The organism is Herbiconiux gentiana, assembly GCF_024978135.1.
Lineage (GTDB): Bacteria > Actinomycetota > Actinomycetes > Actinomycetales > Microbacteriaceae > Herbiconiux > Herbiconiux gentiana.
In genome coordinates, this window is sequence record NZ_JANTEZ010000003.1 from 377,300 (window position 1) to 399,117 (window position 21,818).

At 67.9% G+C, this 21,818-nt stretch carries 20 protein-coding genes and 1 pseudogene; 5 read left to right on the forward strand and 16 right to left on the reverse strand.

Features of this window, described 5'->3' with window-relative positions:
* Positions 1–107: 107 nt before the first annotated feature.
* Together NVV95_RS08885 and NVV95_RS08890 are read right to left on the reverse strand one after the other, a co-directional pair.
* Entirely contained in the window at positions 108–2,540 is a 2,433-nt protein-coding gene (locus NVV95_RS08885; protein ID WP_259486186.1) for a right-handed parallel beta-helix repeat-containing protein, read from the reverse strand.
* Entirely contained in the window at positions 2,537–3,817 is a 1,281-nt protein-coding gene (locus tag NVV95_RS08890; RefSeq protein ID WP_259486187.1) for a glycosyltransferase, read from the reverse strand. The genes NVV95_RS08885 and NVV95_RS08890 overlap by 4 nt, the downstream gene beginning before the upstream one ends.
* A 219-nt stretch (positions 3,818–4,036) precedes the next feature.
* Here NVV95_RS08890 and NVV95_RS08895 point away from each other — a divergent pair, with 219 nt between their 5' ends.
* The gene (locus NVV95_RS08895; RefSeq protein WP_259486188.1) at positions 4,037–5,059 is read left to right on the forward strand and encodes a right-handed parallel beta-helix repeat-containing protein; all 1,023 of its coding nucleotides are present in this window, start codon (positions 4,037–4,039) and stop codon (positions 5,057–5,059) included.
* A gap of 124 nt (positions 5,060–5,183) precedes the next feature.
* Here NVV95_RS08895 and NVV95_RS08900 read toward each other — a convergent pair whose 3' ends face one another.
* The gene (locus tag NVV95_RS08900; RefSeq protein ID WP_259486189.1) at positions 5,184–5,468 is read right to left on the reverse strand and encodes a GNAT family N-acetyltransferase; all 285 of its coding nucleotides are present in this window, start codon (positions 5,466–5,468) and stop codon (positions 5,184–5,186) included.
* A 106-nt stretch (positions 5,469–5,574) separates the two neighbouring features.
* Between NVV95_RS08900 and NVV95_RS08905 the strand changes: the two genes are divergently transcribed.
* Positions 5,575–6,558 carry an NADP-dependent oxidoreductase gene (locus tag NVV95_RS08905; protein ID WP_259486190.1) on the forward strand — a complete coding sequence of 328 codons (984 nt, stop codon included), beginning with the start codon at positions 5,575–5,577 and terminating at the stop codon, positions 6,556–6,558.
* A gap of 38 nt (positions 6,559–6,596) precedes the next feature.
* Here NVV95_RS08905 and NVV95_RS08910 read toward each other — a convergent pair whose 3' ends face one another.
* The 4 genes from NVV95_RS08910 to NVV95_RS08925 all read right to left on the reverse strand — a co-directional run bounded on the left by NVV95_RS08910 (position 6,597) and on the right by NVV95_RS08925 (position 10,206).
* On the reverse strand, positions 6,597–6,971 hold the full coding sequence (locus NVV95_RS08910) for a hypothetical protein (RefSeq protein ID WP_259486191.1): 375 nt from the start codon (positions 6,969–6,971) through the stop codon (positions 6,597–6,599).
* Positions 6,972–7,043: 72 nt separating this feature from the next.
* The gene (locus tag NVV95_RS08915) at positions 7,044–8,447 is read right to left on the reverse strand and encodes an NAD(P)/FAD-dependent oxidoreductase (protein ID WP_259486192.1); all 1,404 of its coding nucleotides are present in this window, start codon (positions 8,445–8,447) and stop codon (positions 7,044–7,046) included.
* Complete coding sequence (locus NVV95_RS08920) at positions 8,444–8,839, reverse strand: cupin domain-containing protein (protein ID WP_259486193.1); 396 nt, start codon at positions 8,837–8,839, stop codon at positions 8,444–8,446. Before NVV95_RS08920 ends, NVV95_RS08915 begins: the two co-directional genes overlap by 4 nt.
* A gap of 101 nt (positions 8,840–8,940) precedes the next feature.
* Positions 8,941–10,206 carry a cell wall-binding repeat-containing protein gene (locus tag NVV95_RS08925; RefSeq protein WP_259486194.1) on the reverse strand — a complete coding sequence of 422 codons (1,266 nt, stop codon included), beginning with the start codon at positions 10,204–10,206 and terminating at the stop codon, positions 8,941–8,943.
* Positions 10,207–10,459: 253 nt separating this feature from the next.
* On the opposite strand from NVV95_RS08925, the gene NVV95_RS08930 reads away from it, so the two are divergent.
* A complete protein-coding gene (locus tag NVV95_RS08930) occupies positions 10,460–10,648 on the forward strand; it encodes a hypothetical protein (protein ID WP_259486195.1) in 189 nt (62 codons plus the stop codon).
* Positions 10,649–10,652: 4 nt separating this feature from the next.
* Here NVV95_RS08930 and NVV95_RS18510 read toward each other — a convergent pair.
* A pseudogene (locus NVV95_RS18510) lies at positions 10,653–12,012 on the reverse strand (NAD(P)-binding domain-containing protein).
* A gap of 71 nt (positions 12,013–12,083) precedes the next feature.
* On the opposite strand from NVV95_RS18510, the gene NVV95_RS08940 reads away from it, so the two are divergent.
* Positions 12,084–12,431 carry an ArsR/SmtB family transcription factor gene (locus NVV95_RS08940; protein WP_259486196.1) on the forward strand — a complete coding sequence of 116 codons (348 nt, stop codon included), beginning with the start codon at positions 12,084–12,086 and terminating at the stop codon, positions 12,429–12,431.
* Between the two features lie 23 nt (positions 12,432–12,454).
* Entirely contained in the window at positions 12,455–13,006 is a 552-nt protein-coding gene (locus NVV95_RS08945) for a GNAT family N-acetyltransferase (RefSeq protein WP_375163795.1), read from the forward strand.
* A 151-nt stretch (positions 13,007–13,157) separates the two neighbouring features.
* Here NVV95_RS08945 and NVV95_RS08950 read toward each other — a convergent pair whose 3' ends face one another.
* The 8 genes from NVV95_RS08950 to NVV95_RS08985 all read right to left on the reverse strand — a co-directional run bounded on the left by NVV95_RS08950 (position 13,158) and on the right by NVV95_RS08985 (position 21,726).
* On the reverse strand, positions 13,158–14,219 hold the full coding sequence (locus NVV95_RS08950; protein ID WP_259486198.1) for a hypothetical protein: 1,062 nt from the start codon (positions 14,217–14,219) through the stop codon (positions 13,158–13,160).
* Between the two features lie 73 nt (positions 14,220–14,292).
* Complete coding sequence (locus tag NVV95_RS08955; protein WP_259486199.1) at positions 14,293–15,102, reverse strand: AAA family ATPase; 810 nt, start codon at positions 15,100–15,102, stop codon at positions 14,293–14,295.
* The gene (locus tag NVV95_RS08960; protein WP_259486200.1) at positions 15,102–16,487 is read right to left on the reverse strand and encodes a TnsB C-terminal domain-containing protein; all 1,386 of its coding nucleotides are present in this window, start codon (positions 16,485–16,487) and stop codon (positions 15,102–15,104) included. Before NVV95_RS08960 ends, NVV95_RS08955 begins: the two co-directional genes overlap by 1 nt.
* A 7-nt stretch (positions 16,488–16,494) precedes the next feature.
* A complete protein-coding gene (locus NVV95_RS08965) occupies positions 16,495–17,091 on the reverse strand; it encodes a recombinase family protein (RefSeq protein ID WP_259486201.1) in 597 nt (198 codons plus the stop codon).
* 216 nt (positions 17,092–17,307) lie between these two features.
* Complete coding sequence (locus NVV95_RS08970) at positions 17,308–19,392, reverse strand: YhgE/Pip domain-containing protein (protein ID WP_259486202.1); 2,085 nt, start codon at positions 19,390–19,392, stop codon at positions 17,308–17,310.
* A 17-nt stretch (positions 19,393–19,409) separates the two neighbouring features.
* On the reverse strand, positions 19,410–20,234 hold the full coding sequence (locus NVV95_RS08975; protein ID WP_259486203.1) for an ATP-binding cassette domain-containing protein: 825 nt from the start codon (positions 20,232–20,234) through the stop codon (positions 19,410–19,412).
* Positions 20,231–20,887, reverse strand: coding sequence for a TetR/AcrR family transcriptional regulator (locus tag NVV95_RS08980; protein WP_259486204.1), 657 nt, complete (start codon positions 20,885–20,887; stop codon positions 20,231–20,233). The genes NVV95_RS08975 and NVV95_RS08980 overlap by 4 nt, the downstream gene beginning before the upstream one ends.
* Positions 20,887–21,726 (reverse strand): SGNH/GDSL hydrolase family protein, encoded by an 840-nt coding sequence (locus tag NVV95_RS08985; protein WP_259486205.1) that lies wholly within the window; start codon positions 21,724–21,726, stop codon positions 20,887–20,889. Before NVV95_RS08985 ends, NVV95_RS08980 begins: the two co-directional genes overlap by 1 nt.
* Positions 21,727–21,818: the final 92 nt, after the last annotated feature.

A 21,818-nucleotide genomic window follows, 5' to 3' on the forward strand; every position in this document is an offset into this window, starting at 1 on the left:
GGTGGCGGGCCCCGGTGCCCCGAGCTGTGGCCCGCCCGGTGGGTCACACGACGCCTCAGCCTGCGCCTCCCCCGGCGGCGGTGCCGCGACGGGGTTCAGGATGCGCGTCAGAGCTCGCCGCGGGCCCGCCGGGCCTTGGCGACCCAGCCGGCCACCGAGCCGATCGGCACCCGCAGCGCGTGGGCCACACTGTCGATCGGCTTGCCGGCGTCGAGCACGGCCGCGACGGCGAGTTCCTCCACCGAGGAGAACTGGCCGAAGTCGGAGCCCGCGATGCTCGGGGGCGGGGTGAGCGTCTTCGTGGCGGCGCGGGCGGGCGCGGGGCGCGGAGCGGCCGGGGCGTGCTGGTTCGGCGGGGCTGCCCGGTGCGGCGGGGCCGCCGGGTGCTGCGGCGCGGCCGACCTCGCCGCGGCGGCCGCCCCCGCGGTCGCGGCTGGACGGTGGGTGTAGCGCGATTCCGGCGCGACCGTCTCCCGTCCCGGACGGTAGGCCGTCCCGCCGGCGCGCGGCACGGTGCGCTGAGCCGACGGCGCGGCGGCGCTTCCCGACGGCGCGGCGGCGCTTGCCGACGGCGCACCGGCATCGGCCGCCGAGCCGAGCGGGGGTTCCGCCTCGCCGCCCGCCCGGTCCCGCTCGTAGCGCGTCTTCTCGGCCGCCGCGATCGCGATCGTCGACGCCTCCACCAGCTCGCGGATCGCCCGCTGCCGGCGCATCCGGTAGAACACGAAGCCGATGCCGACGATCGGGATGACGAGCAGCAGCCCCCAGAGCAGGGCGAGCGGGTGCGCCTCCACCCAGAGCAGCGCCTCCCACCGTCCCGTCCAGCCCGTGGTGTCGTTGCCCGACTCGGCGACGGTGCCCGTGCCGTCCTCCGGCAGCCGGATGGCCGAGGGCCCCTCCCCCGTCACGAGGTTGGCGCGCGCCGTGACCGCGGTCGAGGCGCCCTCGAGCACGATGCCGTCGCCCGGTTCGACGTGCACCGTGTTCTGCGCGACGGTGCCCTGAGCATCCGTGAGCCTGAGGCCCACCGTGCGCTGGTCGACGGTGTTGCCCTCGAGGTCGACCCCGCCGGTGCCCCGCACCCAGAGGCCGCCGGCGCGGTTGTCGCCGATCGTGCTGCCGTCGATGGCGAGGCCCCACGAGCCCTCCACCGAGAAGCCCGAGGAGTTGGCCGCATCGGCCTGCGGTCGCCCGTCGGCGCGGATGCCGTAGGCGCCGTTGCGGGTCACGGTGCTGCCGGTGAGGGTGACGTCGTCGACGCCGGGTCGCACGACGAGGCCGTCGCCGCCCGAGCCGGTGAGCGTGCTCGCGCTGATCACGGGGCTCGATGTGCCGTTCGCGAGCACGACCGCCTGGGCGCTCGAGGCGCGCACGAGGGTGTCGTCGATCGTCGGGGCCGCCGAGAAGGCGAGGTAGAGGCCGATGTGCTGCCCCGTGATCACGGAGTGCGTGACGGTGGCCGTCGACGCGGCCGCGAGCGTGCCGGTGACGGCGATGCCGCCCGTGCGGCCGCTCCAGTAGCCGAGGTCGGCGACGTTCGCGTGGTCGATCGACAGGGTGCCCTCGTGCACGCGCAGGTACGAGCGCCCGTCGGAGACGTCGAGGTCGGAGGCGCCAGCGTCCTCGTCCCACGAGGTGAGCGCGACGGGCGAATCGGTCGTGCCGGCCAGCGTCACGGTGCCGCCCCACGCGACGATCGACACGGCCCCGTGCGCACCGCTCAGCAGACGGATGCTCTGCCCCGGAGCCGTGAGGTCGAGCACCGCCCCGCGGGCCACGAACACCGACCGCGTCACGAGCACCGTGGTGTCGTCGACCCTGGTCGCGGAGCCGCGGGCCACGAGCTGGTCGAGCGACACCCGCGTGCCTGCGGGAACGACGTCGACCGTGTCGGCGCGGGTAGCCGGGGCGCCGGTGCGGGCGATCAGGCTCCAGCGGGCGTCCTGCAGCCGCACGAGGCGGCTCTGGGCGACGTCGCCCGGCGACTCGCCGTGCTCCTCGGGGGTGGTGGAGGTTCCGCGGGTGACCTCGAGGGCGCGCTCGTAGGCGGCGAGCTCGGCGGCGTCGGGGGTGACCGCCGCGGGGTCGGCCGCGTCGCGGGCTTGCTGAAGAGCGGCCTTATACGCGTCGGGATCGGTGCGCGGGTCGATCAGGCCGGTGGAGGTGTCGGCCGCGGTGGTCGCGTCGGTCGTCGCGTCGCCGGCCGGGGCGGTCGCGTCGCCGGCCGGGTTGGTCGCGTTGGTCAGCGCCTCGCCGGGCGGGGTGGTCGAGTCGGTCGTCGCATCCGTCGTCGCGGAGGCGGCCGCCCCGGCCGACGGCCCGGCGGTCGCGGCCCCCGCCGCCCCGCCCAGCACGCCCTGCACGAACGCGGAGACCCGCGGCGGCACCCCGTTCGCCACCGCGACCGTCGCCCCCAGCCCGACCACGATCACCGCCACGACGAGCGCCCGCACCGCCCAGCGCGCCCCCGCGCTCATCGTCTGCCCACGCTCGGCCGCGCTCAGCAGCCCGGCCTTCCCCTCGTCGGGCCCGCCGCTCACGCGCGCACCCCGGCCGCCTCGTCAGGCGCCGGCTCGTCGGCGGCCGGCGTCAGCGTCGCCTCCGACTGCCCCTCGCCTCCCACGCTGTCGGCCGAGCGCGTCAGCCACCCCTGCGTGTTCATCGTGCACAGCGCGAACAGCTTGATCGGCAGCGCCACCAGGGCGGTCACCACCGTGACGAGCGGCAGCAGCACGAGGTCCTGCGGCCTCCGCCAGAGATGCGAGATGCCGCGGATCCCGCGCCCCACGAGCATCCACAGCACCGCCACACCGAACCCGAGCCACGGCACCGGCGACGACAGCGCGTGGAACACGTACGCCAGGGCGATGAACATGCTCACCGGCGTGAAGAGGATCTGCATCACGGTGATCTGCGAGATGAACGGCACCCGGAAGATCCACCCCCGCCGGATCGCCGTGAGATAGCACCGGTAGGAGTTGCGGCTCCACCGCACCCGCTGCTTCACGAAGGCCCGGAAGGTGTCGGGGAACATCGACAACGCCCGCGCAGAGTCCTGGTGCGTCACCCGGTACCCCTCGGAGAGCACGAGCCAGGTCAGCCGCCCGTCGTCCCCCGCCACGCACTCCTTGCCGAGGAAGATCTCGTGCTCCAAGTCGGGCAGCTTCGGCAGGATGACCTCCCGCCGATACGCGCTCGTGCGCCCCGAGGCGCAGATGACGCCGCCGAACCGCCCCATCGCGGGGGCGTAGTCGAAGTACCGCTGGTCGATGATCCAATCGGCGACCCGTCGCCAGATGCTCGTGCCCGGCAGGTACACGTTCTGCCGCGTGCTCACCGCGCCGACCGCCGCGTCGACGAAGGGCATCTGGATGGCGTCGAGCATCCCGTCCTCCCACGCCGTGTCGGAGTCGACCAGGATGACGAGCTCGGTGTCGGCCGCCCGGATGCCCACACCGAGCGCCGAGCGCTTGCCCCGGTGCCGGAACATGATCACGTCGACCTCGCGGTGCCCGAGCGCCTCGATCTGCGCCTCGGCCTCGGTGTCGGCCACGTCGAGCACGATCACGATGCGCGAGGGCCCCTGCCGCCGCCAGGTCTCGAGGCAGCGCACCAGCACCGCCGGATCCTCGCGATAGGAGGGCACGACCACCGTCGTCGTGGTGCGGTAGTCGTTCACCACCGGCTTCGTCGCCGCCGAGATCACCTTCCGCACCAACCAGAAGCTCCACGAGACGATGCCGAACACGCCGAAGGGCAGCACCCAGAGCAGCGTGCGGCCGAGGTCGTCGAGGAACGACGACACGTCGCTGGGCATCGGGCGGCCACCCTTCGGGCGGTTTCGGGTGAGCACCGCGGAGGGGTGGGCCGCGGCGGTGGCGCAGGGCGGGAGACCCTGGGCGGGGTCCCTCGGCCCTCAGCGTAGCGGCGACACGCCCCGGAGCCGGGGGTGACGGCACCCCCAGTTCAGGGTGCGGCCGAGCGCATTCCGTCTGCGGCATGCACCGCTGCTCCCCCGGCTTCGTAGACTGATCGCATGAGGGCGCACCGCAGGTCGGCCGCTGCGGGGGCTCTCCTCGTGGCGCTCGCCGTGACGGTACTGAGCGGATGCACGGCCCCGCCGGCACCGCCCGCCACTCCCTCCGCCACCGCCGCCGGCGCGTGCCCCGACGGCGTCGCGGTCACGACGACCGCCGAGCTGTCCGCCGCGCTCGAGGCGTCCGAACCGGGCCAGACCATCGTCCTCGCCGCCGGACGCTACGACGCCCCGATCACCATCGACCGCTCCGGCACGGCCGACTCCCCCCTCACCCTCTGCGGCCCGGCCGATGCCGTGCTCGCAGGCGGGTCGACCGACACGGGTTACACGCTGCACCTCGACGGCGCATCGCACTGGCGCCTCACCGGATTCTCGGTCGAGGGCGGGCAGAAGGGCGTGATGCTCGACGGCTCCTCGTCGAACGTGTTGGCGGGCATCCGCGTCTCGAACACCGGTGACGAGGCCGTTCACCTCAGGGGCGGCTCGAGCGACAACCGGCTGGAGGGCCTGACCGTGCGCACCACCGGGCTGCGCGAGGCGCAGTTCGGCGAGGGGGTCTACATCGGCACCGCCGAGAGCAACTGGTGCGAGGTGTCGAGCTGCGCGCCCGACGCGAGCGACCGCAACGTGGTCACCGGCTCGGACATCGCCGGAACCACCGCCGAGGCGATCGACGTCAAGGAGGGCACGACCGGCGGCGAGCTGAGCGCCAACACCCTCGACGGCTCCGCGAGCACCGCCGTCGACTCGCTGATCGACGTGAAGGGCTCGGGTTGGACCGTGTCGGGCAACACCGGCGGCGGCCCGCGCGACGGGGCACAGGTGCACGTCGTTCTCGACGGCTGGGGGGCGGCGAACCGGTTCTCGGCGAACCGCTTCGCCGTGGCGGCCGACGGCTACGGGGTGCTCGTCGAGGGCGCGGCCAGGAGCGCGGGCACCATCGTGCTCTGCGACAACGTGGCGACGGTCGACGGGGTCTCGAACCCGGCCTTCGTGAGCAACGTGGCCTGCACGGGCTGACCCTGCTCGGGCTGACCCTGCACGGGCTGACGGAGCCCGGAACGACCCGTTAAACGGTGGTGGAGAGGGCCGAAGCCCTCCCCACGCATGAGCATAGCGCCCAGGCGGCCCGGGTGCCAAACGCTCAGCGAGTCAGCAGACCGGCACGCTCCGGATGCTCGTCGAACCATTTGCCGACGTACCAGCACATGGGCACCACCCGGTACTCGGTGGTGGTCTCGACGTCATCGACGGCGTACGAGACGATCTCGCCGGCGTAGCCCTTGCCCCGCTGCTTCGGGTCGGTGAAGGTGTGGGTGAACGAGATCTGCTGCCCGCCGACGACGTAGTCGACCGCGCTGACGAGGGCCCCGTCGACCCGGAGCGCATAGCGCTTGGCGTCGGTGTCGTGACTGAATTCGCGTGCCATGGGCTCACCCTACGCCCGGCTCCTGGCCGCTCGCCGATATGTCGCTGGCGCGCGGGCCCGGGGGTGAATAGGGTGAGCCCTACCCCACAGGATCGAGGTGATCGCGGTGAAGAAGCCCAGCGAGACCAGGGTCGTCGAGTACGACCGCACCGGTGACGTCGACGTGCTCGAGACGCGCACGCGCCCCCTCTACCCGCCGCCGCCCGGTCATGTGACGGTCGAGGTGATCGCCACGGGCATCAGCCACATCGACATCTTCATCCGCGACGGCCGCGAGGAGACCTGGGCCGACGAACCGTTCCCCCGGCACTCGGGCAGCGACTTCGCCGGCATCGTGGTCGACTCGGCCGACGCCCGCTTCCCGCGGGGCACCGGCGTGGTCGGGCACGTGCGCTCGGGAGCCCACGCCACCTACCTCACCGTGCCGGTGACGGCGCTGGTGAAGAAGCCGTCGCGGCTCGGCTGGGAGACCGCCGGCGGGCTCTACCTGGCCGGTGTCACGGCGCTCGACACGCTCGACGACCTGCACGTCGGCGCCGGCGACACCGTCGTCATCTCGGCGGCCGCCGGCGGGGTCGGCAGCATCGAGGCGCAGCTCGCCAAGCACCGCGGCGCCAAGGTCATCGGCACCTGCGGCGCCCGCAACTTCGACTACCTCCGGCAGCTCGGCATCACCCCGGTGGAGTACGGTCCCGGCATCGCCGACCGCATCCGCGCGGCGGCGCCCGGCGGGGTCACCGCGTTCATCGACAACTTCGGGCAGGACGGCCACGAGCTGGCCCGCGAACTCGACGTGCCGGCCGAGCGCTACCGCTCGAGCGCCGACCGCCGCGAGGTGGAGCTGGCCCTCCTGCGCGACGAGCCCGACGCCGTGGAGCACGGCACCCGGCAGCTCGAGACGCTGGTGGGCCTCGCCGAGTCGCAGGCCTTCACCCTGCTCATCTCGGGCTTCTACCCGCTCACCGACGTGGGCCGGGCCTACGCCGACCTGGAGCGCCTGCACTCGCGCGGAAAGGTCGTGCTCGGCACTCAGCCGGTCTCGACCGCCCGCCACCTCAAGGCGCGCGACGTCGCCGAGGCCCGTTCCTGACCCGCTGTGACGCTCGCAGCTGAGCCCGCGCGCCCCGCTCAGAGGTCAGCCACCCAGGCGTCGCCGCCGTCATCACTCGAGGGGCCGCCGTCGTCACTCGCGGTGCTCTCGGTCGACGAGGCCTTGCCTCCGGGCGCCGAGAAGCGCAACCGCTGCGTCTGCTCGCGGAAATAGGCGGTCAGCTGCTCGTCCACGATCTCGTCCCAGGGGCTCGGCTCGGCGTCGGACACGAGCTGGCTCGCGGGACCGACGAGGAACGTCGAGCGCCCGATGCGGCCGTCGTCGAGCCGCGTCGGGATCTCGACGGTGGCGGAGGTGTCCGCCTTCGCCAGGGCCTCGGCGTACTCCAATAGGGCCCGCGCGATCGCCGAGCCGGTCAGGATCGAATCGCCGGCGTAGAAGATTCTGTCCATGCCCTGATCCCACCCTGATCGCCGCGGTCGGCCAACCGGCTTGACGGAGCACCTCGGCACGCCTACGGACGCTCAGGAATCGAAGCCGATGCCGAACGCTTCCATCGCCCGGATGAGGATCCCGTCCCGACCACCGTCGGCGTCCGAACGGGCGATCGCGCCGCGCATCGTCTGTATCACGGGGTAGGCGACGGGCTCGGGCGGGATGGGGAACGGCTTCGTCGTCGAGAACGCGAGCGACGTGCGCTTCGTGGGAACCCCGTCGAGCAGGTCGAGCATCACGGCGGCTCCGAACCGCGTCGCCGCCACCCCCAGCCCGGTGTAGCCCGAGCTGTACGCGACCGCTCCCCCGTGCGCCGTCCCCTGGAACGACACGAACGTCGTCGACATGTCGATCATGCCGCCCCAGGCATGGCTGAACCGCGTGCCACGCAGGCTCGGATGCGCGGTGAAGAAGTGATCCGCCAGCCGCAGGAACGTCTCGGGCCGCTGATCGTACGCGGGCCGGATGCGCCGCCCCCGATGGTAGACGGCGTCGTAGCCGCCCCACAGGATGCGGTCGTCGGCGGTCTTGCGGTAGTAGTGGAACTGGCGCGACAGGTCGGTCATGCCGTGCCGGCCTACCCAGCCGATCTCCTCGAGCTGCGCGGCACTGAGCGGCTCGGTCACGAGCACGTAGTCGTAGATCGGCACCGTGCGCAGCGTGTTGCGCTTGAGCAGCGACGGGAACCCGTTCGTGGCCAGCGCCACCTGCCGGGCCGCGATGCGGCCGCCATCGGTGACGGCGATCTCCGAGCCGTGGCGCCGCTCGATCTTCGACACCCGGGTGCGCTCGTGCATCCTGACCCCGAGCGACAGGCAGGCCCGTCGCAGCCCCTCGGCGAGCTTGCCCGGGTGCACGAGCGCGACGTGGTCCCGCTCGAACTCGGCACCGCGCACGACGGGCGACCGGGTGTACTTCCGCAGTGCGTCGCCCTCGAGAACGGATGCTCCGCCCCGCCGCAGCGCGTCGAGCTGATGCGGCTCGGTCGCGACCGAGAGCACGCCCTCCTCCTCCCACTCGGCGTCGATGCCGTAGCGCTCGAGCGTCGCACGCAGCTCGTCGAAGTTCTCCTCGCCGAGCGCCTCGATGCTCGGAAGCTCTGCCGCGAAGTGACGGGCGCCGTTCTCGTCGCCGTGGGTGAGGGTCGCCTCGACGAAGCCGCCGTTGCGGCCCGACGCGGCCCACGCGATGCGATGCGCCTCCACGAGCATCACGTCCCGATCGGGATCGCGCTCCTTGGCCTGAAGGGCGGTCCACAGGCCGCAGTAGCCGCCGCCCATTACGAGGAGATCGGTGCTCGTGTCGCCGGAGAGCGGCAGCGCCGTCGGCCTCGGGCCGTCGAGCCAGAACGGCACCGCCGAGGCGCCGCGGAGCGACTCCTCGAGCTCGGCCTCGGGGAGGCGCAGCTCGTGACCGTAAGTGGCGCCGCTCATCGGGCCGACCCCGCGCCCCCGTCGGCGCTTGCCTCCAGCGCCGACGCCGTCACGTAGACCTTGCGCAGGGTCTCGGTCACGGTCCACCGCGTCCGGCTCCCGGCGGCGAGCCGACCCACGACCCCCGGGACCAGCCGCAGCACCTCGGCCGATCCCTCGACCTCCACCTCGGCGCGGCCCGACAGCACCACGAACACCTCGTCGACCTCGGTGTCGCGCACGACGCCCTCGCTGAGCTCCCACACGCCCACCGCCAACGACGGCGTGCCCAGCAGCTCGGCGATCGCCGCGCGGGGCGAGCCCTGCTCGACGTCACCGGGGTCGAGCGGCAGCGCCTCCAGCTCGAGGGCGGACGCGTCGATGGCGGAGGTGGGAGTGAGCAGGTCGGGCACGTCGTGGGTTCCTAACGGGGTGGGGGAGCGGGCGGGCGATACGGACAGCCTGCCAGCCGCGGCCCCTTCCCCGGACACCGATCATCCGGCACCTGCCGGAGCTAGCACCGCCCGAGTTGTTCCACGTTGGCGTCCAGCGCGTTGAGGCCGCCGATGAGCGTCACCTTCGACGGCGTCTTCAGCCCGAGACGGTCGAGGTCGGTGAGCACGGACTCAGGGACGCAATCGCCCTGCGAGAGATACAGCGGAGCCCCGCGCTTTCCCGCAGCCGCAGCGCCGGCCAGGGCATCCGGGAAGTTGCTGCCCGTCGCCAGGTAGACCTCGGGCGCTTGGCGGAAGGAATAGCTGTTCACCGCCACCGCGGTGTCGTACCGGGTCGAACCGGATAGACGAACCGCGTTGATCTTCTTCCTCGACGCGATCTGCTCCCATTCGCTGTCGAGTGCGTTGTATCCACCGACGATACGAAGATCTGAAATTCGATCCGGACTCAGCAGGGCCGTGTCGAAATTCGTGGACCACCCGCCGGACCCACGATTCGACGTCGGTCCGACGAGCACCGGAGCTGCGATCCGGCCGGCAGCCGCCCCGGCAGCAAGAGCATCCGGGAAATTGCTCCCGACGGCGAGGTAGGCGGTGTCAGCACCGAAGAAGATGCGGTCACAGAGCCGGAAGCCCTTTTCGGACGTCTCTGTCATGACGACGCTCGGATTGAATCGCGAACTCCACGCGCACCGAGCGACCGTCATCGACGTCGCGTATCGGTCACTGCCCGAATAACGATCCAGATACGGAGCGAGCGACCGAAGCTGCTGCTCAACACGCATGGACACCGCGGCGGTGCCGCCCACGACGATGATCTGTGTCGGGTTCACGCGCTTGATCTCAGCTGTGACGGTGGCCGGAAGGTCGTCACGGTAGGTGAGCAGGAGCGGGCCACCGACCTTGACCGCCGCCGGGCCGGCACTCAGCGCGTCGGCGAAGCTCTCGCCGGTCGCTATGACGACCACGGGCGCAGTGCCGGGGAAGCTGCTCTTCGAGAGCTGGACGGCGGTCTCGAAACGGTCGGTGCCGGACACTCGTCCAGCGCGTTCGGCATCGGACTCGGCGCCCTCGTCGACGTCGGTGACGTCTCGCTCGGGTCCTCCGGCGGGGGCGGGTTCGGCGGAACCGCCCGTGCCCGGCACGGGTGCGACCTCGTCCGGTTGCCCGTCGGCGGGTTTCGCGCCATCGACGGGAACGGGCGCCTGTGTCGCTCCCGTTCCGGCAGTCGCCGAGGGCGTCGGAGTGGGCGTCGTCGGAGGTGTCGGAGCCGCTTGGGCGACAGCCGGCACTCCCACCGAGAGCAGTCCGGTGAGGACGATCACGCTCAGACCCCTGAACCACGGCGAACCCGATGTGGGGATACGAGTGGTGTCGCTGGAACCGGACATATTTCCTCCGTACAGGTGGGACAGGCCACGGCGTCGACTCCCGAAGCATTCGAGAGGTGCTGGTCCGCAGTGACGCGACAACGGTCGCACACATGGTGATCAGCGACATCCCCCAACAGGAGGGACACATCGCACGGAACCCGGCCGCGGTGCCCTCGACGACCCTGAGAAGACGTTCACTTCCCTGATGAGCCCAGTGGACCAGGGCTCTTTCGCCGAACTGCTGCAACGACGAGCTCGGCCTGAGCAGCCACCATTCGCGAGCCTCGTCGACATCATGAAGTCACGGGGACTCGTCCTGGGCGAGCAGCCGCTCGCGCCGGCCGAGATCGAGCGAGCGAGCGACAATGCGGCCGAGCCGGGCGTCGACATTTGACCGGCTAGGCCGAGGCGGGGGTGCGGCCGATCTGGATCAGCGACTGCTCCGGGAGTGCGCAGCAGCTCCCGCCGATCGCGGTCCCGGTCGAGTCGAACAGGCCCGCTCCCCCGCACACGCCGGTGTCGGGCAGTATCAGCTCGACCCGGGCCGCGGCCTCGTGGTCACCCGCGAGCTCCGCGACGACGGAACGAACCTGCTCGTAGCCCGTCATCGCCAGGAACGTCGGTGCGCGCCCGTAGGACTTCGCGCCGACCAGGTAGAAATTCGGCTCCGGTTGGGCGAGATCGGCGGCGCCGGTCGCGGCGACCGAGCCGCACGAGTGCAGGTTGGGGTCGACTTCGGCCGCGATCCGCACCGGAGCCTGCAGCGTCGCGTCCAGCTCCAGTCGCAGCTCCGAGAGGAACGACAGATCGGGCCGGAACCCGGTGAGCACCGCGACGTGATCAGCGGCGGGCAGGGTGCGGCCGTCTTCGCTGGTGAGCAGAACCCGGTCACCGTCACGGGCGATCTTCTCGATCCGGAACCCGGTCACCAGGTCGATCAGGCCGGCATCGACGAACTCTCTCGCGGTGATGCCGAGCTGGCCGCGGGCGGGCAGCTCATCCGCTGCTCCCTCGCCGAAGGTGGTGCCGACCGTGCCGCGGCGCAGCACCCAGGTGACTTTCGTCGACGGGTCGCGGCGCGCGATCCGGCCGAGCGCGATCACGGCCGTCACGGCCGAGTGCCCCGACCCGACGACGACGCTGTGCCTGCCCTCGTACTTCGTCCGGCTCCGGTAGTCCGGGATGCGGTACTCCAGCAGCTCCGCAGCCGCTCGCTCCCCGAGCACCGGCAGACCGTCGGCGCCAGCCGGGTTCGGCGCCAGCCGGGTTCGGCGCCGACCACGTGCCCGAGGCGTCGATCACCGCACGGGCATCGAGCCGGTACTCGGTGCCGTCGGCGGCTTCGATGTGCACGGTGAAGGGCTGCTCCGCGCGTCCCGCGTCGACCAGGCGGTCACGGCCCCGCCGGGAGACACCGACGACGCGGGCGCCGTAGCGGACGCGGTCGCCCAGGGCTGCGGCGAGCGGGGCGAGGTAGCCGCTGATCCACTGTGCGCCCGTCGGATAGCCGGCCGTCGGCGCCTCCCAGCCGGTGGGCTCGAGCAACCGGGCCGGAGCCTTGTCGACCAGTTCGCTCCACTCCGAGAACAACCGCACATGCCCCCACTCGGACACCGCGGCCGCGGCGCTCCCGCCGGCCTCGAACACCAGCACCGACTGGTCACGCTCGACCAGGTGCGCCGCAGCAGCCAGCCCTTGGGGGCCGGCACCGATCACGACGACAGGTAGCTCGTTCTGCACCGTCGACTCCCTACACATCGATGAACTTCAATGCATCGAGAGTGGTCGATGTATCGACAGATGTCAATACGACGTGCGAGAATCGAACCATGACGATCGCCCTGCCCCCGCTGAGCACGGATGCGGCCGCATGCTGCACCCCCGTCACCGGTGGCGTGCTCACCGCCGAGGAAGCCGAGCGCATCGCCCGCACGTTCAAGGCGCTCGGTGACCCGACCCGGGTGCGCCTGTTGTCACTGATCGCAGCCAGCGAGGGCAGCGAAGCGTGCATCTGCGACCTCACTGAGCCCGTCGGCCTGTCGCAGCCGACCGTGTCGCACCACATGAAGCAGCTCGTCGACGCCGGCCTCGCCGTGCGCGAGCAGCGCGGCCGCTGGGCCTACTACCGGGTCGTCGACGACGCCCTCGACCGAGCGGCCCAAGCCCTCCACCCATGACCGGCCCGGTCACCATCCGGCCGATGTCCGCCTCCCACTGGCCGGCCGTCGAGGCGATCTATCGCGCCGGCATCGCGACCGGCAATGCGACCTTCGAGGCCGAACCGCCGAGCTGGGAGCATTTCGACGTCGGCAAGCTCGACGTCGGCCGCCTCGTCGCCATCGACAGCACCGGCGCCGTGGTCGGGTGGGTCGCCGCCTCCCCCGTGTCAGCCCGGGAGGTCTACCGAGGCGTGTTCGAGCACTCGGTGTACGTCGCGCGCGCGGCCGCCGGTCAGGGCGTCGGCCGGCAGCTCGTCGACGCCTTCATCGGCGCCGCGGAAGGGGCCGGCATCTGGACGATTCAATCCAGCATCTTCCCCGAGAACACGGCCAGCCTCGCCCTCCACGATCGCGCCGGCTTCCGCCGGATCGGCATCCGTGAGCGCATCGCCTTGATGACCTACGGCCCCTGGGCCGGCCAGTGGCGGGACACCGTCCTGATCGAGCACAGGAGTGCTACCCACGAGTCTTACAGGCACGGCACGGAGTACATCGAAATACGATCGCGGAGCACCTCAAGCGCCGCGGGTTGAGACTTGGGAAGCAACCACTGAGTACGACCGAGATAGCTAGAGCCGAAGCGCTCTAAGCGAAGGGTCTATCTTTCAATGCGATCGGCCGAGAAATGAAGCGAGATCCTAAGACGATCAAGAACTTCCTCGCGGCTCCGGATTTCACTACGTCCTAGTAGTCAAACCCCTCATTTTCCCGAGCCGCTTCCTCGTCTTGGCGCTTTGCCTCTCCGAGGTAGTACTTCTCAATCTTTCGCAGCAAGCCCGCTGTTCGAGGCCACTCATCCGCGACTTTCGATGCAAGGTCTTTGTATTTCAGCGCAAGCACCCTTTCCTGAGCCCCACCCTCACCTATTGATCTCGAAGTGATGCCTCGAGCATTGGTGACACCTATTGTGAAATTGCGACCGATGACCTCAGAACTATCCGCTTCTAGAAAGTCCCTTACTGGACGAGTCGGCCATGTTCCATCTTCATCCGTCTTCGAGTGAGCAAGTACTTCGCCGATATGCGCCTCGCCGGGCGACAATCGGTCGGCCTCGGTGAGCAACACCCGAACCTCTGCTACCCATTTATTCAAGGCATCCAGGTTCACCTCCCCATCAGAGTCATTGGTACCTGGGATCACAGCCCATTTTCGGAGCAGGTTCCAAGCGTTAGATACGACATTCTGAGGGGTTTTTGGCTCGTCGGATTCCAAAGGGTTCTTCCGTCGATACACATACGAAATCATCATCACGAAGAACTCGGGCGAATCAGCGAGGAACTTCTGAGGTGTCTTTGTGTCGTTGCGCGACTCGAGCGCAGGAAGGAATGCCCACTCTAGGAGGGCATTCTCTTCGGTCGAATATTTACCCGAGTCCCTGACGATCGCAATGAGATGGGTCAGGTCGTACTGAGAGAGAACTCGGGCCTCTGGATCATCGGCGCCGATAAGTTCAGTGAGCAGTCTGTGTACGAGCTCTGGATCGACTTTGCCCTTCTCCCCGTGGGAATAGAGAGCGAGAAGGTCGAGCGCGACAGCTATTCGACCATGATCCGCAAGCCCTTTTGCAGCGTCGTTGACTAGCAGGAAGTCTCCACGCCCGTGGATAGCAAATTCAGCCCAGTAGCAGTCTTCAACCCCTTTTTCGAACTCTTTGAGTTCGATCCAGATCGTCTCTAGTTCATCCGAGAGCAACAGGATTCGGGCCGCAAGTTTTTCATCTCTTTGCGAAGATGCGAGCTGCAGCAACCGGTCGGTATTGGATGACAATAGATGTGGAGTTGATCGCTGAGTGGCGGCATTCTGTGATCGCTCGGTGGCATTAGTTGCCGATAACGAGAATGCTTGCTGCGGCTTCGACGACGTCGTCGGTGATGGTTTCGAGTTCGTTGATCTTGAGTACTCGGGCTATTTGTGGGAGAAGGCGTTCGAGGAGGCGGAAGTTGCCGCGGGTGATGCGTTCGATCGCGGCGATGGCTTGGGCGTCGGTGAAGTCGTCGGGGTCGAGGTTGCGGCCGATGCGTTTCCAGTGGCGGTCGAGGACGAAGAGGAGTTCGTCGCGGCCGAGGGTGCGGTAGTGGTGGGAGAAGCCGAGCCGGCTGTAGAGCTGGGGGTAGTGGCGGAATCGTTGGTCGATGCCGGGCATGCCGATGAGGATCATCGAGAGGTGTTCGCGGTCGTGGCGGTCGCGGAGCAGCTCGAGCCCGGTGGGCGTGAGTCGTTCGGCTTCGTCGATGATGAGTAGCTCGACGAGATGTGCCACCCCGCCGGCTCTAATCCGGGGGGCGGTCTCGGTTGAGCGAAGGTGTTCGTCGGCGCAGATGCCGACCTTCGCTTGCCAGTGGTCGATGTCGTTCATGAGGTCTTTGGGGCGGCAGAGAACTTCGGGTGTGTAAAAGACGGTGCGGGATCGGTTAGCGAGGGCGTAGTGCTTGGCGTCGTGGTCGCCGCGAGGTCCCCATTCGTTGATGTAGGGCTCGAGGGTGTCCCAGTTCGCGTAGCGGCGGGCGGAGTTGGTTTTGCCGACGCCGGCATCGCCATGGCAGATACCGATGGTTCTCTCCTTGCGGACGGCGTTAGCGAACTCGGTGAAGCGTCGGTGTTCCTTGGTCACGATGAATGTCTGGTTCATCACTCGTCCTCTTCATAGGTTCGAAGTCGGCGACGGTGTGGAGCGGGCGCGACGTCGCGCGGCTCCTCGCGGGCGGCCGTGGTTGGGATGCGGTCGTTGATCGTGTGCCGAAGTTGTTTGCGGCGGGCTCTACGGGCGGTTTCGATGTCGCGGAGACTCATCCGCAGATTCGGGTGGGCTTCGTCAACGGCGACACAGACGAAGATGTTGCGGTCGTAGACGCGGATCTCGGAGATGTCGCGCGGGTCGTAGCGGATGGTGATGGTGTGCCCGACGAACGGGGCCAGTGTCGGTGCGAGATAGCGCTGGCCCTGGAAGTGGATGCCGTCTCGTTGCACCACACGGCTTTTCGGGACGGTGAGTAGCAGCCCGTCGAGTTCCTCGAGACTGGTGGGCATTCGCGGAAGCCAACCTTCAGCGACCCAGGCATCTCGAGGCGAGAGGCCTAGCTCTCGGTGCGTTCGTTCGTTGTAGGTCGAGATGAAGGCGCTGACGGCTTGGTCGAGTGCGGGGAGATCAAGGGTGGGCTGAGGTTTTCTGCTGCCGGGTCCGATGCGTCCCGGCAGAGTGGCGAGGAGCTCGGTGTTGATCGTTCGGAAGAAGCGTTCGATCTTGCCCCGGCCCTGTGGTCGGCCGACTGTTGAGTGGATGATGCGGATTCGCAGCTCGATGGCGGTGCGTTCGAGGTGGTGGCTGGTGAAGTCGGATCCGTGGTCGACGTGGAGGATGTCAGGGATGCCGCACATCGCCCATGCTGGGTCGGTCTTTCGCCAGATCGCCTGGCGTAAAGCCAGGGCGGTATTGATCGCCGAGGGCGCGCCGGTGAACACGGTGTATCCGCAGATCCCTCTCGAGTAGTCATCCATGACAATCGTCAGCCAGGGCCGGTCTGGCTTTCCGCCGACACCGGTGACAAGGACGTCGAGTTCGGTATGGTCTGCCTGCCAGGTCTGATTCGGGCGTTCAGCCCGGCGACGAAACACGAGCTCGTGCTTGTCGCGATAGGAGGTCGGGCCCTCCAAAGCGAGGGTGACAAGCGCTGGATCCAGTGCTTGGACGATTTGCCGTACGGTGGCATAGCTCGGCGCCGAGCGGCCCGACCGTTTTGCTTCGTCGACGGCGAGGCGGTGCAACGTAGCGAGGGCGGGGCGAGGCCTAGTCAGTGCGAGTCGTTCGATGAATGTGACGGTCTCGGCAGCAGTGCGGCGGGTGCCGGTGTCGGCTCGAGGGCGAGAGTCGAGTGCGGTGCCGCCGACGTTCCGGTAAAGCCGATGCCAGCGCTGCAGTGTTCGAAGGGCCACTCCGGAATCTCGGGCGAGGACGGCGAGGGGTATCTGGTCTTCGACGTGAAGTCGAAGAATGCGCCATCGCTCGTCGCCGGTCATTTCATCGCTACACGGTGGCGCTTTCGCGGCCGGCCACGGCGTGCTGGTGTCGGTACAGGGTGGCTCGACTCCAGCCGACAAGCCGGGCGGCGTCTTCTGCCGTGCGACCCTTTGCTCGAGCATCGGCGGCGATCGCGAGCTTGTCGGCAATGACTGCGGGATCCGATAGCGGGCGGCCGAAGCGGGTTCCGCTCTGCCTAGCGGCGGCAATCCCGGCGTTGACTCGCTCGACAATTAGTTCACGTTCGTACTCTGCGAGCGTGGCCAGCATGTTGAGCATCAGCCGGCCCGTCGACGTCGCCGGGTCGATGCCATCAGATACTGAGCGCACGTGGATACCGCGCGCGCGAAGCAAGTTGACGGTATTCAGAACGTCGATCAGGGAGCGACCGAGGCGGTCAACCCGCCACACAACGACCGTGTCACCGGGTTCCGCGTGTTCGAGGAGTTTTTTCATCCCTCGACGCTCGATCGCAGTTTTACTCCCGGAGGTGACGTCGGCGAAAACGTCTCGCTTTTGAACCCCGGCCGAGACAAGAGCATCGAGCTGCAGCTGCGCGTCCTGACTCGACGTACTCACCCGTGTGTACCCAAGAAGTCTCATATGGCCATTCTGACTCAGAAACCCCCGCCGGTCACGGCCCTGAGACAATTTGCGGTAAGACGCCTTTCTAAGACAAATCCCACCGCGAAATGACGCGCCGTTCGAACTGTCGTTTGCGCGTCATTGCGGTGTCTCGAAAAGCTATTGGTTACTGCGACCCAGGGAAAAGGAAGAGATATCCGTAATCAGTAGCTGAGGGGGCGCCCTCCGCAGTGTCTAGATGCTGAGGCTGGGGTGGAGTCGTTTCATGGACCAGAGCCGGCCGTGGTGGGCGGCGAGGGTGGTGATACTCAAGGCGATTGCCATGGTGAGCAGCATGGCGATGACTCCCATGGCGACCGGTGCGAGGGAGCCCCCGGCGATGAGTGCGCGCACTCCGGCGACTGCGTAGGTCAGTGGCATGTACGGGCTGATGGCTTGGAAGAACGGCGGTGAGGTGTTGATGGAGTAGGTGCCGCCTGCTGAGGCGAGTTGCATGACGAGGAAGACGAGCCCGATGAGACGGCCCGTGCCTCCGAAGTAGGCGACGAGGGCCTGGTGGATCGATGTGAAGGCGAGGGCGATGAGTGCGATGAATGCAGTGAACGCCACTGGGTTGGGTGTTTCCACGCCGACGAATAGAAGCAGAACGGCTGAGAGTAGCGCGGCCTGCAGGATTCCGAAGAGTACGCCCGGGTAGTAGCCGGCCAGGGCGATGCGCCATGAGGGGGCCCGGGAGGCGAAGGCTCGCGATGGTGCTGCCTTCAGGATCTGGTAGGTGATCATGCCGCCGATCCAGAGCGCGAGGGGGATGAAGTAGGGGGCGAGGCCTTCCCCGTATGCTGCGACCTTATTCTCCCTGACGGCGGTTGCGGTGACGGGCGAGGAGACGACATCGGTGCGGTTTGCTCGATCGGTGTCGCTGTAGGTGGGGATGCTCGCCACGCCGCTGTTGAGTCCTTCGGCAAGGGTCTTGGCGCCGTCGTTGAGTTCCGACGCCCCGGACCGGAGTTGCTGCGCCCCGGTCAGGGCGGTTCCAGTGCCGGTAGACAGCGTGCTGGCCCCGGTGGCGAGAGTGCTGGCCCCGGTAGCAAGGGTGTCGGCGCCGGTGGCGAGTTGGGCTGTCCCGTCCGCGAGGGCGGATGCGCCGGTGGCGACTTGTTGGGCGCCGTCATTGAGGGTGTTGATTTGGGTATCGATGGTCGCGGCGGACGACGCGATCTGGTCGGCTTTGCCGGTGATCGTTGAGCGGGCTGACTCGATGCGACTGGCGATGTCTGTTGCGGGGGTGAGGGTGGATTGGATGGTGGCCAGCGTCTGGGCGAGGGATGCGATGTCAGGGTCATCGGGGTAGCGGGCCTGCAGTGCTGTGATCTGATCGGTGAGCGCTGCGGCGGCGGCGTCGCGGGATTCGGTGACCTGCGCAGCGAGTGTGGTCGCGTCAATTGCGTTCAAGGATGTATCGATGCTGGTGCGAATGTCTGAGATCCGGGCAGTGACGTCGTCAGCGGACTGGGCGAGGGTGCTTGTGCCGTCGGCGACGCGACTCGCGCCTGACGCGAGTGAGGAGGCACCGCCGGCCGCTGTGGTTGTGCCGCTCGCGAGAGTCGACGCGCCATCGGCGAGGCGGGTGGCGCCGGCGGAGAGGTCGCTCGCGCCGGAGTTCAGGGTGGCGAGCCCATCGGTGAGACTGCCGGTTCCGGTGAGTAGCGTGGTGCTGCCCGTGGCGAGTTGTGTGGCACCGGTGGCGGCTTCGGAGACGCTGTCGTGGATGGTGTTGAAGCCGATGTAGACATTGTCCAGGTAGGTCGAGATGGTGGTTTTGGCGAGATTCGCACGGATGTTCGCGAGGATCGTGGAGGCGATGTTTCCGGTGATGTAGTTGTGGGCGTCGTTGGTCGTGAGGGTGAGGTCGGTCGTGCGGGGGTCGCTGCCGCCCAGGGATGTCAGCGAGGCCGAGAACTCGGCGGGAATGTGGAGGACGGCGTCGTAGTGTCCATCGTCCAGGCCTTGCTGGGCGGTGGCGTCGGTGGCCGTGACCCAGGTGAAGCCGGCGTCGTCGCTTCCGGTGAGTTGGCCGGTCAGTTCGTCGCCGGCCGCGACCACGGTCGGGTCGGTTCCGTTGCTGCTGGGCGAGTCGGCGGGCTGGTCGTCGTTGACGATCGCTGCGGTGAGTTCGTCGAGATGGCCGGTAGGGTTCCAGTTCGCGACGAGGTACACCCCGCCGTAGAACGTGGGGATGAGGATGATGATCAGCAGAGCCAGCCGGGTCAGGAGTGTTCGGCGGAAACGCGAGATCTCGAGCACGGGGAGAGAGAACACGGGGAGTCCTTTGGCGGCTAGTTGCGTGACGGTGATGTGAGCGCGATCCGGTGGATCTGTGTCGCAGTGAGTGGGCTACCGAGAGCGTCGAGCGCCTCGGCGAGTTCGGTGTCGTCCTGACAGGTGACGACGGTCGTGGGACTCGCCGGGCCGTTCAGAAACTGCAGTAGGCCCGTCCACGCGGCGACTCGGTCGGCCCGGTCGCGGAGTGCGTCGATGTCGTCGACGAGGAGGATGTCGGGGCTGCCGACCAGTGCCAGCACGGTCCCCAGGAGGAACTGTTCCAGTGGGGTGACTTCGCTGGGAAAGTTCCTGCCTTCCAGACGAGGTGCGCCGACCTTGAGGCCAGGGCTGTGTGCGAGAGACGACATGGTTGTGTTGACGAGCTCGACGATGTTGTGGACGGCTTGGCGGGACACCCAGGGCTTCCACCACGGCTGCTGGAAGATCAGTCGCTCGGCGATGTGCTGTTCGACACTGAGATTGGGATCCAAGTCGTTCACACCCCGCATCAGTCCGAGCGCGGCCCGAGCGCGAACCGTGCGTGCCCCGTGCGGGAGGTTGTTGCCCAGCACCTGCAATCGGCCTGCGCGGTAGTTCATCCGCCCGCCCAGAGTCAGCAGCAGCGCGGTCTTACCGCTGCCAGCGGCGCCGCGAACCACCACCAGGTCGCCCCGGAAGGCGCGGATCGATATCGGCGCCGGCAGCCCGCTCGACTGGCCCTCCACCGCCAGGCATACCGCGTCAATGACCGGCTCGCCCAGATCCTCCTCGTCGACATTTTCCAGGGGTTCGTTTGAGATTCGAGCGGCGGATTGATCGGCGGCGTCTGGGTGTGTCACGGGTGTTCCTGGGTCGTTCGAAGATTCAAGCCGCTCATGTCCCGGGTGAGAGACAGGATGACCGCGGTGCAGACGAGCACCCGCAGTCGAAGCGGATCAGGGTCGGTGACGCTGTTGGCCAACGCCCCATTGTGGGCGGCAATGACTGCTCGGGTGAACTCGTCCGCGTCGACCGTGGGTTCCAGTCCGACCTGCGCCAAAGAGCGCACGAGCACCGGTTGTAAGGCGCCCCGGAAGGCTTGTTCCTGCTCGACGAACTGCTCCGCGAGAATGGCATCATGTCGTGCTTGTGAGGCGAAGTTAATCCGGATCCGCAGCCACTCCACGTCAAAGGGCATCACAGCCACAACGCCTTCGACCGCGTCCTTCAGCGTGCCCGGGATGTCTCTCGCGACGCGCTCGGTCGCGGTGCTGAGCCGGTCGAGCACCTCAGCCATGTGTTCGCCATAGAGGCCGAAGACGAGATCATCGATGGAAGTGAAATTGGAGTAGAACGCTCCGCGCGTATACCCGGCACGAGTGGTGACGGAGTCCACCGTCACCGCCGCCGCGCCGCCGTCGAGCAAGATGGCCTGAGTGGCCTCAAGTAGGCGCTTTCGAGTCTCAGAACGACGACGCGGCACTCGCGTCGGCACAACTTGGACAGTCGACATCACAGACTCCTTTCGTCTCGTTCACTGTACGAGCCACTTGACGGCAGATCGTCACGGGACCCGGGAGACACCCGCACCCACACCGGGTGGGAGGGCAGCCGGCCGTCACCCGACGACCGGCCCGTGAGACGCCGCATCATCCAGGGAGCGACGAAAGAACGGAAGTAGGCAAGCTCCGTGGAAACCGAACGAGCCGTCGGCTGAACCACTCGATCGGCGGCGGGACGGGGCCTGTTCATTAGCGCATGGAGGACGAGATCCGCTACCCATTGATGACCGTTCGCGTTCATGTGGAGGCGATCGGGAGCCCAGAACCTTTCGTGTCGCAAGCGCGAATCGTGTGAGACATCCACGAATAGAAGTGCTCTTCGGCGCGCGAATTCCGCGAGTGCTGTGGCCCAGATGTCGCCGCGGTGATGAATGAGCCTTCCCATCGGCAGACGGGCGCTCGGATCTGCCGGACTCACGAGCACAAGCTCAGCACCTGAGGCCGCAATCAGATCAGCGGCGGCCTCCAGCTTCGCGATCATGATCTCGGGTCGAAATCGAGGGCGAAGTAGGTTGTTTCCTCCCGCGCAGAAAGTGATCAGCGTCGGTACCGGGTTCAATCCCAACGCGGCCGGGAGTTGCTCCTCGACCACGTCCTCGAAGAGCCGTCCGCGGATCGCCAAGTTCGCGTATTGCATCTCACTCGTCAATGTCTCGGCAAGGCCCGTCGCCAGCCGCCCGGTCCAACCCGCGAACGATCGACCTGAGTCATCTCCGACCCCTTCGGAGAAGCTGTCACCGAGCGCAACAAACCTCATCGGCGACGGAAACGGCTCACTGCCACTATTCATCAACTAAACCTTTCAATACAGAAAGAATTGAGTACAGTATGAATCCATGGCATGACGTCGGTCAAGTCAGGAAGTCGAGTCGGAGGAGAATC